This is a genomic window from Mycobacterium kiyosense (assembly GCA_021654635.1).
In the GTDB taxonomy this organism is placed as follows: Bacteria; Actinomycetota; Actinomycetes; order Mycobacteriales; family Mycobacteriaceae; genus Mycobacterium; species Mycobacterium kiyosense.
Genome location: AP025179.1, coordinates 6,299,903 through 6,312,858, shown reverse-complemented (window position 1 = coordinate 6,312,858; position 12,956 = coordinate 6,299,903). Strand labels below are relative to the sequence as shown.

The following is a 12,956-nucleotide window of genomic DNA, read 5'->3' as shown; positions in this document are numbered from 1 at the left end:
AACGCTACCCGGCTCAGGGCAGAGCTCCCACCAGCAACTGAACGCGGTGATCACACCTCGATGACGACCGCCCCGCCCTGACCGCCGCCTGCGCACATGGCCGCGACCCCGATACCGCCTCCGCGCCTTGCCAATTCATAGGTCAGCGTGGTCACCATCCGCGCGCCCGAGGCGGCGATCGGGTGGCCCAGGCTGCAACCGCTGCCGGAGAAGTTCACCAGCTCCTCGTCGATGCCGTACTCGCGGCACGCGGCGATGGGCACCGAGGCGAACGCCTCGTTGATCTCCCACAGCGCCACGTCCCCGACCGACAGGCCGGCCCGCTGCAGCACCTTGCCGATCACCTTGACCGCGCCCAGCCCGCAGTCGCGCGGCGGTACCCCGGCGGCGGCCCAGGCCCGGACCCTGCCCATCACGTTCAACCCCTCGGCGGCGGCGTAATCGGCGTCCACCAGGGCGACCGCGGCGGCCGCGTCGTTGGTGCCGCTGCTGTTGCCCGCGGTGATCGAGAAGCCCTCGATCTCGGGGTGCAGCACCTTCAGGCCGGCCAGCTTCTCCACCGTGGTGTCGCGGCGCGGGTGCTCGTCAACGGAGAAGTCGACCACCGAGCCGTCGAACTGGGTGATCTTCAGCGGCAGGATCTCCTCGGCGAACTTGCCGGCGTCCTGGGCTGCCACGGCGCGCTGGTGCGAGCGGGCCGCCCAGGCATCCATCTCTTCGCGGGTGATGCCGACCGACTGCGCGGTGTTCCATCCGACGGTGATCGACATGTCCTTGGCCGGTGCGTCCGGGGTCTCGACATGGGTGGGCGGCATCCAGCGCTCTTCGAACTTCAGCTCCGGGCCGGGAATACGCCAGTTGGTCAGCGGCGTCATCGACAGCGACTGCACGCCGCCGGCGATCAGCACCCGCTCCATGCCGGAACCGATCTGCGCCGCGGCGTTGCCGATCGCGGTCAGGCTGCCCGCGCAGTGCCGGTTCACCGACTGGCCGGGCACGTGCTCGAGTCCGGTGGCCGTCGCCGCGTAACGCGCCAAATCACCACCGCCGTAATGTGATTCGGCGAAGATGATGTCGTCGATCGCGGCGGGGTCCACCCCGGAGCGGCGCACCACCTCGGGCAATACCGCGGTGATCAGCGTCTCGGGCGGGGTGTTGACGAGCGTGCCCTTGAACGAACGACCGATCGCGGTCCGAACGGCGCCGACGATAACGGGTGTGGCCATGAACAAACCTCGAGCTTTCTGTCGGGAATCGAGCCCAATCGTAGCAAGTACCGTATTTACAATAGTGGTGAGCTATGTAACGCCCGGCCGGCCGGATCGGCCAGCGCACCGGCACTTGGCGAGCTATCGGAAATTCAGGCCGCAAATCGGCGTGTTCCGCAGCCTGGGCGACGGGACACACGCGCCGCCAAGCCCCGATCCGAATAGCACCGTTTACGCACCCGTTACGTCTAAACTGCTCCCAGGATTGCCAGGCCGTACTGACTCGATGAACGGAGTGATTCGGGGGTGCACCGGATCTTGTCGACGACGGTGGCGCTGGCCTTGACGATGGCGCCGCTGACCGCACCGTCCGCCATGGCAATCACCCCGCCCGCTATCGATCCCGGCGCGCTGCCGCCGGACGTGACCGGTCCCGACCAGCCGACCGAGCAGCGGGTGCAGTGCACCTCGGCGACGGTGTTCCCCGACTCCACGTTCCACGACCCGCCGTGGGGCAACTCCTACGTCGGGGTCACCGAAGCCCACAAGTTCGCCACCGGAGCCGGGGTGACGGTCGCGGTGATCGACACCGGCGTCGCCGCGTCTGCGCGGGTGCCGGCCGAGCCCGGCGGCGATTTCGTAGCGCAGGCCGGCGACGGATTATCGGACTGCGACGCGCACGGGACGCTGACCGCGGCCATCATCGGCGGTCGGCCCGCGCCCACCGACGGGTACGTGGGCGTCGCCCCCGACGTACGGCTGCTCTCGATACGGCAAACCTCGGAGGCCTTCGAACCCGTTGGCGCCCAAGCGAATCCGAACGATCCCAACTCCACCCCGGCGGCCGGGTCGATCCGCAGCCTGGCTCGGGCGGTGGTGCACGCGGCGAATCTGGGCGCCGGGGTGATCAACATCAGCGAAGCCGCCTGCTACAAGGTGAGCAAGCCGATCGACGAGGCGAGTCTGGGTGCCGCCATCGACTACGCCGCCAATGTGAAGGGGGCGGTGATCGTCGTCGCGGCCGGCAACACCGGTGGCGACTGCGCGCAGAATCCGTTGCCCGACGCCGCGACGCCCACTGATTCGCGTGGCTGGAACAAGGTGCAGACCGTCGTGACACCGGCCTGGTATGCGCCGCTGGTGCTGCCCGTCGGCGGGATCGGCGAGAGCGGGGTGCCGAGCACGTTTTCCATGCACGGCCCGTGGGTCGGGGTGGCCGCACCGGCGGAGAGCATCGTCGCGCTCGGTGACCGCGGCGACCCCGTGAACGCCCTGCAGGGTAAGGAGGGTCCGGTTCCCATCGCCGGTACCTCCTTCGCCGCGGCCTACGTTTCCGGTCTGGCGGCGCTGCTGCGGCAGCGGTTTCCCGCGCTGACCGCGGTGCAGATCATCAACCGGATCACCGCGACCGCACGGCATCCCGGCGGTGGGGTCGATGACCTGGTCGGCGCCGGTGTCGTGAACGCCGTCGCGGCCTTGACGTGGGACATCGCGCCCGGCCCGGCGACCATCCCGTACAACGTCCGGCGCCTGCCGTCGCCGGCCCCCGTGCCGGCGCCCGATCGCCGGCCCATCACGGCGGTGACGCTGGCCGTCGGCGGACTGCTGCTGGCGTTGGTCTTCGGCGCGCTGACGGCGCGGGCACTGAGGCGCCGATGAGAAACCCGGTCCGGCTGCGGTTCACCACCGGCCACACGGTTGTCCTGACGGTGCTGGCCCCGCTGGCCACCCTGGTGTTCGCCCCGACGCGGTACTGGTGGGTGGGCATCGTCCTGGTCGCGGTCGGTGCCGTCGTCGTATTCGTCACCTTCTTCGACCGCCGGCTCACCGGCTGGGTGGCGACCGTGTTCGCGTGGCTGCGCCGACGGCGCAAGCCGCCCGACGTGCCGTCCGAGCCGGAAGTCGGAGCCACCGTCAAGCCCGGCGATCACGTCGCGGTGCGCTGGCGCCGCGATCACCTGATCGCGGTGATCGAACTCAGGCCGCGGCCGTTCACGCCGACGGTGATCGTCGACGGGGTGGCCCACACCGACGACGTGCTGGACACCAGGCTGCTCGAACAGCTGCTGGAGGTGCACTGCCCCAGATTGGAAGCCGACGTGGTCTCGGCCGGTTTCCGGGTGGGCCGCACCGCCGCGCCGGACGTGGTGAGCCTGTACCAGCGGGTGATCGGCGCCGATCCGGCCCCGGCGAACCGCCGGACCTGGATCATGCTGCGCGCCGACCCCGAACGCACCCGCCGCGCGGCACAGCGCCGCGACGAGGGCGTCGCCGGGCTGGCCCGGTATCTGGTGGCCTCGGCGACGCGCATCGCGGACGACCTGGCCAGCCACGGCGTCGACGCGGTATGCGGACGCAGTTTCGACGACTACGACCACGCGATCGACATCGGCTTCGTGCGGGAGAAGTGGTCGATGATCAAAGGCCGCGACTCCTACACCGCCGCGTATACCGCGCTGGGCGGTCCCGACCAGTGGTGGTCGGCGCGCGCCGATCACACCGTCACCCGGGTCCGGATCCGGCCCGGCGAGCCGCCGCAGGCCACCGTGCTGCTCACCACGGCCGGTAAACCCAAGACGCCGCGCGGCTTCACCCGGCTGTTCGGCGGGCAGCGGCCGGCGCTGACGGGCCAGGATCTGGTCACCAACCGGCACTGTCAGATCCCTATCGGGTCGGCCGGTGTGCTGGTCGGCGAGACGGTGCACCGCTGCCCGGTCTACCTGCCGTTCGACGACGTCGACGTGAGCCTTAATCTTGGTGACGCACAAGCATTTACGCAATTCGTGGTGCGCGCGGCGGCGGCGGGCGCGACGGTGACCGTCGGCGCGCATTTCGAGGAATTCGCCCGGCTGGTCGGCGCGCAGGTGGGCTCCGAAGCCAAGGTCGCGTGGCCGAACGCGACGACGTACCTGGGCCCGCATCCCGGCGTCGACAAGGTGGTGCTGCGGCACAACCTGGTCCGCACCCCACGGCACCGGGAGCTGCCGATCAGGCGGGTGTCGCCGCCCGAGGAGAGCCGGTTCGCGCTGGCCCTGCCCAAGTAGTGGTCGACCTATCCGGCCGATTTTGGTGCGGGGAGCCCGTCGTGCGGCGACGATAATGGTTAGAGCATTAAGGAGGACTATCCGATATGACTCAGCCGCAGACCGTGACGGTGGACCAGCAGGAAATCCTGTCGCGGGCCGACGAGGTGGAAGCCCCGATGGCCACGCCACCGGCCGACGTCCCCGCGGCGCCGTGCGGCCTGACGGCGGCGAAGAACGCCGCCGAGCAGCTGCGGTTGTCCGCCCAGAACATGCGGGACTTTTTGGCTGCCGGGGTGCGGGAGCGTCAGCGGCTGGCGACGTCCCTGCGCAACGCGGCCAAGGCCTACGGTGACGTCGACGAGGAAGGCGCGACGGCGCTGAACAACGACGGCGGCGAGGTGTCCGGCGAATCGGCCGGCGGCGTCGGCGGCGACAACTCCGCGGGCCTGCAGGACACCCAGCAGGTCGCTGCCGCCGGCGACGACGGGTTCACCGATTTGAAGGCTGCCGCAACGAAACTGGAATCGGGCGACCAGGGCGCGTCGTTGGCGGCGTTCGCCGACGGATGGAACCAGCTGAGCTTCGCTTTGCAGGCAGATGTCAAGCGGTTCCGCATCTTCGAGAACTGGACGGGCGACGCGGCCACCGCGTGTGAGGCCTCGCTGGACCAGCAGCGCGAGTGGATCACCCACATGGCCAAGCTGGCGACCGCGCTGGGCAAGCAGGGCACCTACCTGGCGCAGCTGCAGTTGTGGGCCAGGCGCTCGCACCCGACGCTGGCCGACATCACCAAACTCGAAGAGCTGTCGAAGGATCCGGCCTACAAGGATCAGGCGATCAAGCTCTACGCCGAGTACCAGTCCAAGTCCGAGCAGGTGCTCAACGAGTACACGAACAAGGCTCAACTGGAAGCGGTGAACCCGCCGAAGCCGCCGGCCGCGATCAAGATCGACCCGCCGCCTCCGGCGCAGACCCCGGGTCTGATCCCCACCCAGGTGATGCAGGCGGCGAGTATGGCCGGCGGGGGTTCGGGTTCGCCAATGCAGGCGCCGATGATGCCGATGACCGGTGGCGGTGCCGGCGGTGGCATGCCGTCCGGCGTTGGTGCCGAGTTGTCGGCGGCCGGCCGGGACGCGGCGGCGAGTCTGCCGAAAGAGCCTGGCATGAAACCGATGTCGCTCGGTGGCGGCGGTGGCGGCGGAATGCCGTCGATGCCGTTGGCGGAGGCGGGCGGCGCCGGCGTCGCGGGTGAGTCGGTGCGGCCGGCCGGCGCGGGCGACATCGGCGGTGCCGGACAGGCCGGTGCCGGCCGGGGCGCCGGCCCGGGCGGCGGCGGTATGGGAATGCCGATGGGCGCCCATGGCCAGGGCGGGGGCGGGTCCAAAACCAAAGGCGCACAACAGGATGACGAGGCGCTCTACACCGAGGACCGGGAATGGACCGAGGCCGTCATCGGTCAACGTCGCCGGCAGGACAGCAAGGAGTCGAAGTGACCGACATGGAGATGGAGCCGCACGTCGCGGCGGCGTTGGCGCTGGCGGCACGATTCCAGCAGGCCCTCGAAGGCACCCTCAACCAGATGAACGCCGGTGCGTTCCGCGGTAAGGACGCGGCCGAGACGGTTGAGGTGACGATCAACGGGCACCAGTGGCTGACCGGCGTGCGTATCAATGACGGCCTGATCCGGGAACTGGGGGCCGAGGCGGTCGGCGCGCGGGTCAACGAGGCACTGCAGAACGCGCAGGCGGCGGCCAGCGAGTACAACGCCGCCGCGGGGGAGCAATTGACCGCCGCACTCGAAGCGATGAGCAGGGCGAGCAACGCCTGAAACAACTTCCTTATCGCCGCCGAGTGTGAATCACCCGACGGCGAATCAGCGTGTCGCGTAGTGAGATTCACGATCGGCGAGAGGAGAGCAGGTGATGGGCATTCCGCGACCGACGGGCGAGTACGCCGGTCAGATGCTCGAACCGGGCGCCTGGCCGCAGGCTGACGAGGACACGTTCTACGACCGCGCGCAGGAGTACAACCGGATGCTGCGCAAGGTCACCGATGTCATGGACGCGGCCCGTCGTCAACAGGTCGAGGTCTTCGACGGCGGCGTCTGGTCGGGTGGTGCGGCCAACGCGGCCAACGGCGCACTCGGCACCAATCTGACCGAGCTGAGCACGCTGCAGGATTACCTGGCCACCGTCATCACCTGGCACCGGCACATCGCCGGATTGATCGCTGCGGCGAAGGCCGAGATCGGCAACAACGTGGACGGTGCTCAGCGCGAGATATCCATCCTGGAGCACGATCCGGAACTCCAAGCCGAAGCGCGCGTCGCCGCCATCAACGCGGTGGTCCGGGCGACGCACGAGGCCAACAGCAGTTTGGTCGCCGAAACCGCCGAACAGGTTCTGGCCTCCAAGGACTGGAGACCGCCGCACAATGCGCTGCAGGATCTGCTGCACCAGGTGATGCCCCCGGCCCCGGACGTGCCGACCCTGGTGGTTCCGTCGCCTGGCGTGCCCAGCCCGGTCGCCCCGGTGCCCACTCCGTTCGAGCCGACACCGGCCAATCCCTACCAGCCGGTCGGGCCGGGCACTCCGGTGCCGCCGGTGACCCCGACGCCGTTCGAGCCGACGCCGGCGAACCCTTACGACCCGGTGAACCCTGGCGCCCCGGTAACCCCGGTCATCCCGGTCACGCCGGTGATTCCGAGCCCGCCGGTCACACCGGTCACCCCGGCCCAGCCGCACCCGGATCGTCCGGTCGCCCCTGCGACGCCGGTGACTCCGATCGCCCCTGCGACGCCGGTCAATCCGAGCCCGAAGCCCACCCCGTCGCCGGCACCGGTCAGCCCGTCGCACCCGACCCCAGCCCGTCGCCGACGAACCCATCGCCGAATCAGCCGTCGCTGCCCGCGGGCCCCGGTGCATCCCCGACGCCGGGCCCATCGGGTACGCCGAGCACCGAGCCCGTACACGTGAAACCGGCTGCAGCGAACGACCTTTCGCCCGGCCGTACCGAACAGCCCGCGGGCTCCTCCGGACCCGCACACCGCAGCGACGACGCGTCCCCGGCCATGACACCCGCGGCCGCCACCGGTATGGCGGCGCCGATGCGAGGTTCGTCGCCCGGAGTTGGCGGCGCACCCACGGCTGCGGCCACGAACCAGGGCACCGGTGCCGCCGCGGCGGCCGGAACCCGCGCCGCGGGCGGGCGCGCCCCCCAGGCGGGCAAGGCTCCGGTCGCCACGTCGACCCGCGCGGCGGGAGCGCGGACCGCGCCGCCGGCACGTCCGGCGCCCCCAAGCGAGGACACCGACAAGAAGAAGCCGTCCGACGACGTGACGGCGTTGCCGTCGGTGCCCGTCTCGGCGGCTCGCGCGGCACGCGATGCCGTTGCCGCGGCCGTCGGCGCCCGCGGCGCCAAGAAGGACCCGCTGCGGCTGGCTCGACGGGTCGCCGCGGCACTCAACGCACGCGACAGCGGCGGTGACGACGACTACGGGTTCTTCTGGATCACCGCGGTGACCACCGACGGCGAGATCGTGGTGGCCAACAGCTACGGGCTGGCCTACATCCCCGAGGAAGTCCAGCTGCCCGCCAAGGTCTTCATGGCAACCGCCGACCGCGCCCTTCCCGCCGACGAAAAGGCGCGCACCGCAACCTATCCCGTGCTGGCGGTGCAGGGCTGGGCCGCCTTCCACGACCTTGAGCTGCGCGCGGTGATCGGAACCGCGGAGCAACTGGCGAATTCCGATCCGGGCGTGGCCAAGATCGTCCTGGAAGACGACGACATCCCGGACAGCGGAAAGATGGTCGGCCGGTCCCGGCTCGAGGTGGTCGACCCGTCGTCGGCGGCCCAATTGCAGGAAACCGACGACCTGCACCTGCTGGACCTGTTGCCGCCGGCCCCGGCCGACGAGAAGACACCCGACGACGAGCGGCACATGCTCTGGTTCGATCTGATGAAGCCGATGACCAGCACCGCCACCGGTCGCGAAATCGCGCATTTGCGAGCATTTTTCGCTTACGCCACGCACTGTCGCGAACTCGCGCTGCACCGCGCTTACGGTGCGGCGGGCGGGCAACCCCAGCGCCTGGCCGTCGAGGACTTCCTGTACTGGCGGTGCGTCGCCGCGCTGCTCGACAGTGCCCTGACCGGAACCTGCTGAAGACGGGTTCGGCAACAGAATTGGCGCGGGAAGGGCGCGTCAGGTCCGGTAAAATTCGTCGAATGGGGCTCGCACCGAGGGGATGTTGTGATGGCTGAACCACTGGCTGTCGATCCCACCCGTCTCACCGCTGCGGCGAGCAAACTCTCCGAACTCGTTTTCCCCGCTCCGCCCGCCCCGATGCAGGTGGCCGGGACGGACGCGGTGTCGGCGGCGATCAACGAGACGATGCCGGGCATCGAGTCCCTGGTCTCCGACGGCCTGCCCGGTGTCACCGCAGCATTGCGACGGACCGCCGGACGCATGATCGCCGCAGCGGATATCTACACCAAAGCCGACCAGTCGCTGGGCCAAGCGCTGTCGCAGGACGGGTTCGACGGCGCCGCACCGACGCTGGGCGCCATGGCGGCCGCGTCGGGTCAGACGGACGCGGGCACGCTCGGTGCGGCAACGCTGGGCGGGCCGGCGAGCGCGCCCGGACAACTGCCGGGTGCGGCCGGTGGCACCGCGGCCGTGGCCGGAGTTGGCCAACAGTTCGCTGAGGCGGTCAGCGGGCAGGTCGCGGCGGTGACCCCGCACCTGCAGGCGACCGTGCCGCAGCTGGTTCAGCTGGCGCCGCTGGGTCAGCAGCTGACCCCGATGGGCCAGCAGGTGGGGCAGAGCGTGCAGCAGGCCGCGTCGCAAGCGTCGCAGGGCGGCGGTTCGCCGGCCCAGCTGGCCAGTGACAACAAGCCCGACGGCGAGAACCAGGACGACGACGGCGACGACGAAACGCAGTCGGCCGATCGTGCCGCGGCGGGTTCGGCTACGTTGGTCAGCGCCCCGGTGGCGGACACGGCGGCTGCTGCCGGTACACCCGCATCAGGTGGTGCCGCCGGCCCGGTCTGACCCGGCCGGTTCAGAACCGCAGATTGCGCACCATGTCGTAGACACCGGTCACCCACAGCAGCAGCGGGATGACGGAGGCGACCACAGCGCCGTCGATCAGCTCCGAAATCCGTTTGGCCACTGGCGAAACGCGCCGCACCGGCGCCGTCGCGCCGGTCACCACCAGAGAAATGACCACCAGCGCGAGGTAACCGCCCAGGATCAACGCGGCCCACTGCGGGTACCAGAGACTCAGCTTGACGGTGACCCCGGTCGGGATGCCGACAGTCGCGGCCAGCAATGCCCAGGCACACCAGCGGTCGGCGTATAGCCGGGAACGGAAGCCGCAGAGCACCATCAGCAGCGCGGCGATCACCAGGGTGTGGACGAAAAAGTGCCCTCGTGCCACCACCGCAACCGCGCCGCTGGCCAGAATCAGCGCACCCGCTGTTACGAAGCCGATCAGCAGTTGCTTGGCCAGTTTGCTGCGCTCGGTGAGCCGGGCCGCCGAGTTGGGCACCGACGCGATGATCGCCTGCCAGGTGGGGGTCTCGCTGGTGGTCGTCTCGTCGGTGGCGACCGGATCGAGCAGTTCTTCGTTGTCCACGGTCTCGCCCGGAACGGGTATGGGCGGCAACGCGATCCGGGCCACGGCGACCGTCAATTTGGCCGCGGTGGTGATGACGAACAGGCCGAAGGCGATCGCACAGGCCGGGACCCAGCGCTGGTAGCCGTATCCGTACGCGATCGCGGCACCGAGCAGCGCGATCGCGGCTATCACGGCAAACGAGGACAACTCGTGGCGTCGCCTCGGCCCGCCACGCACCAACAAGGTGACGAGCAGCACCGCGGTGGCAGCGGCGGCGAGCTGCGGCGCGCCCAGCGCGCTCACCCCGCGGGGCGCAGCGGCACGGCGATCGCCGCCGCGGCCGCGATCAACGGCACCGATGCCATCAGTAGGCACTCGGCGAACTCGGCCTTGCGGTAAAAGCGGTTGGCCACGAAAGATCCTGCCAGAACGGCGATTCCGACCAAGCCCAGCGCCAGTGCCCAGTACCACTGCGGCCGGTCAGCCACCACGCCCGCATGGCCGCCAGAGTGATCGGCACCGCCAGGATCGGAATCGCCACCCCGATGAACCGGTCCACGGCCGGCCGGTCGAACTCAGGGGACTCGTCCAGCACCGCGATCGCGTCGATGACGTCTTCGACGAGCGGTCGGTACCGTTCGGTCCGGCTCGCGGCCACCAGGGTCAGCAACGATCCGTCGACGACTCCTGCCTCGTCCAGGGACTGGTCGAGTTTCAGCGGCGGTGCTCCCGGCCTGGCGAAAGTCCAGACGCCCTGTGCGGCGAAGTCGAAGCCGGCCAGGATGTCGGGCGGGGTGTCCTCCAGCAGCTCGGCGAGCACCGCGACGGTCTCGTCGATGTAGGTGGACATTGGTGTGGCCGCGGGCAACACCAGATCCGTCATCCGCCGTCCGGTCAGCACGGTCACCCGAGTGGTGGCGGGTCGTGCGGGCGTCGCGCCCGCCGTGCTGGTACCGGCAGTGGCAGTAGGTGCGCTCAACGACGTCCCGCCCTTTCGAAGTCGTCGGACAGAGCCGCGGCCAGTTCGAGGACCCGGCGCTTGTAGTCGGGGTCGAGTTGGTCGAGTTGAATTTCGGACCCGGTCGCGATGTGCTTGTCCCACGGCAGCAGTACCACCCGGTCGGGCCGTACCAGTTGTTGGAACTGGCGCACCAACTGCTTCTCCGCGACGTTGGTCTCGCCGACCGCGACGTGGTTGACGACCACCACCACACGATCGAGCAGATCTTGATAACCGTTGTGGCGCAACCACTTCAGGGCACTCTCGGCCTGCCGGGCGCTGTCCACCGACACGTTGGTCACGATCACGATGGCCGACGCCGTCTCCAGCACGCCTCGGGTCACCGGGTCGAACAGGCCTGGGCCGCAGTCGGCGAGCACCAGGTTGTAGAACTTCGACACGGTGTCGACCGCGAGGCGCAGGTCCTCGCCGCTCAGCCCGCGCGCGGCGGTGGCGTACTCCGCAGTCGGCAGTATCTCGAGGTTGTCGGAGTTCACACTGATGTGTGCGCGGACGTCGTTGTAGTGCGACACGTTCTTGTCGGCCACCAGGTCGGCGATGGACGACGGCGAGGTGCGGCCCGCGCGCTCGGCGAGGTTTCCGCAGCCGGGATCCGCGTCCAGCCCCAGGATGCGGTCGCCGCGCACCTGCGCGAGCATGGTGCCCAGCGTGACCGTGGTGGTGGTCTTGCCGACGCCGCCCTTGAGGCCGAGCATCCCGATCTGGTACGAACCACGCGGCTGACGGCGAATCCGGGTACGCAGGCTCAGTTCGTACTTCTCGTCCCGGGACAGGCCGGGGTTGATCCGGGTGAGCCGGTAAAGGCCACGGCGCCAACCCCGTTGGGGGATGGGCTTGGGGCCGGCCGGTGCCGGTGGCTGCGGCTGTGGTGCAGCGGTGGGCGCCGGTGCGGTGGCCTGTGCAGCCGGTGCAGCGGGGGTGGACGCCGACGGCGCCGGGCTCGGTGGCGCCGGCCGGACCGGAGGGGGTTTCGGTGCCGCACTGCGTCGTTCGCCGGGAGGCTGCGAGTCGGGTCGGGGCCGGGTCGCCGGGGGCTTGGGTGCCCGCGCGGCAGGTGCGGCTTGGTTGAGCTGGAACGGTACAGTCGGCGGTTCGGGCGCGACTGGGCGTGCCTGCCCGACCTGGTTTTCGGGCATCGGGACGCGGAAGTAGGGGCCGCCCCCCGGGTCTGGTTCGCCGGAATCCGGGTCCGGCAGATAGCGGTGTCCGCGCCGCGCCCGCCGCGGCGGCTCGGGTGGGTGCGCCTCGGTGGGGTGCGGTGCGGGCTGCTGTGTCGGGCCCAGCCGCACCCGCCGGTTGGGGATGTCGCCGGACGCGGTCTGGGTGCGCTCGCTCGGCGGCACCGGAGGCGGCGCCGGACGATCCCACCGGACCGGCGGCGGTCCGGTCGGGGCGGCGCGGTGCGGCGGCGCGCCATTGGTGGGGAGGGGCTGACGGCGCCTTGGGGCCGGGGGCCGAACCGGGGCGCCGGGGCCGCTGACGGCGCTTGCGGTGGTGCAGGTGTTGCGGCCGAGATCTGTTGCGGGCGAGGTGGTTCGGCTTGCGCGGGCTGTTGCTCGGCGGGCGCGGCTTCGCCGGCAGGCTCCGCATCTTGTCGTGGCGGCTCGGCTGCGGGCGGCGCCACGGGCGGTGGTTCGGGCTCGTACTGCGGCAGCGCGGGCGGCGGCGGTGGTGGCGGTCCACCGATGGGCATCGGCGGAAGTGGTGATTTCGACCCGCGGCTGGCCCGCTGACCGGCGCCGGCTCCGTTGCCGCGGAGGGTGGTTCGGCAGATGCGGGCGCCGGTTCGGGAGGCGCGGAAGGCGGTAGGGAGCCGCGGGCGGTGCGGGAGCGGCGGGCGGCGGTGCGGGAGGCGCGGGAGGCGCGGGAGGCGCGGGCGCCAACGCCACCGGCGCTGGTGGCTGTGACCAGTCGACCGGTGGCGGGGTGGGCGTACTCCGGCCATTTTCGGGTACGACCCCGGCCAAGGCATTCGGGTCGAAAAAAGTTTGCCCGGCGTCATCTTCGCGCAAATCGGAATCCGCGGCGGGCCGAAAGAGCGCGTCATAGTCGGCCGGCATCAGAACCTCTCGGAATTTCG

Annotated in this window: 6 protein-coding genes and 3 pseudogenes; 6 read left to right on the top strand and 3 right to left on the bottom strand. The window is 70.4% G+C overall.

The features are described from left to right. Positions 1-50: 50 nt before the first annotated feature. Positions 51-1,226, bottom strand: a complete 1,176-nt coding sequence (locus L6444_RS29830; RefSeq protein ID WP_236979211.1) for a thiolase family protein — start codon at positions 1,224-1,226, stop codon at positions 51-53. Between the two features lie 288 nt (positions 1,227-1,514). On the opposite strand from L6444_RS29830, the gene mycP reads away from it, so the two are divergent. From mycP to L6444_RS29800, 6 genes and pseudogenes are all read left to right on the top strand, one after another. Beyond that, positions 1,515-2,867: a type VII secretion-associated serine protease mycosin gene (gene mycP, locus L6444_RS29825; protein WP_236979209.1), complete on the top strand. Its 1,353-nt coding sequence runs from the start codon at positions 1,515-1,517 to the stop codon at positions 2,865-2,867. After that, positions 2,864-4,252 carry a type VII secretion protein EccE gene (eccE, locus tag L6444_RS29820; protein ID WP_236979207.1) on the top strand — a complete coding sequence of 463 codons (1,389 nt, stop codon included), beginning with the start codon at positions 2,864-2,866 and terminating at the stop codon, positions 4,250-4,252. The genes mycP and eccE overlap by 4 nt, the downstream gene beginning before the upstream one ends. 86 nt (positions 4,253-4,338) lie before the next feature. After that, positions 4,339-5,727, top strand: coding sequence for an EspB family ESX-1 secretion system-associated protein (espB, locus tag L6444_RS29815; RefSeq protein ID WP_236979205.1), 1,389 nt, complete (start codon positions 4,339-4,341; stop codon positions 5,725-5,727). Positions 5,728-5,732: 5 nt separating this feature from the next. Then, entirely contained in the window at positions 5,733-6,062 is a 330-nt protein-coding gene (locus tag L6444_RS29810) for a YbaB/EbfC family nucleoid-associated protein (protein WP_370653131.1), read from the top strand. A 94-nt stretch (positions 6,063-6,156) separates the two neighbouring features. Then, positions 6,157-8,399: pseudogene (locus tag L6444_RS29805) on the top strand (secretion protein EspK). Positions 8,400-8,489: 90 nt separating this feature from the next. Then, the gene (locus L6444_RS29800; RefSeq protein WP_236979201.1) at positions 8,490-9,287 is read left to right on the top strand and encodes a hypothetical protein; all 798 of its coding nucleotides are present in this window, start codon (positions 8,490-8,492) and stop codon (positions 9,285-9,287) included. A 10-nt stretch (positions 9,288-9,297) separates the two neighbouring features. On the opposite strand, the pseudogene eccD reads toward L6444_RS29800, so the two are convergent. Both eccD and L6444_RS29790 read right to left on the bottom strand, forming a co-directional pair. After that, a pseudogene (gene eccD / locus L6444_RS29795) lies at positions 9,298-10,834 on the bottom strand (type VII secretion integral membrane protein EccD). After that, a pseudogene (locus L6444_RS29790) lies at positions 10,831-12,936 on the bottom strand (MinD/ParA family ATP-binding protein). The pseudogenes eccD and L6444_RS29790 overlap by 4 nt, the downstream one beginning before the upstream one ends. Positions 12,937-12,956 lie beyond the last annotated feature (20 nt).

Coding starts and splice junctions, on each gene's coding strand:
- eccE (WP_236979207.1), top strand. CDS start 2,864: ATGAGAAACCCGGTCCGGCTGCGGTTCACCACCGGCCACACGGTTGTC.
- espB (WP_236979205.1), top strand. CDS start 4,339: ATGACTCAGCCGCAGACCGTGACGGTGGACCAGCAGGAAATCCTGTCG.
- L6444_RS29810 (WP_370653131.1), top strand. CDS start 5,733: ATGGAGATGGAGCCGCACGTCGCGGCGGCGTTGGCGCTGGCGGCACGA.
- L6444_RS29800 (WP_236979201.1), top strand. CDS start 8,490: ATGGCTGAACCACTGGCTGTCGATCCCACCCGTCTCACCGCTGCGGCG.
- L6444_RS29830 (WP_236979211.1), bottom strand. CDS start 1,226: ATGGCCACACCCGTTATCGTCGGCGCCGTTCGGACCGCGATCGGTCGT.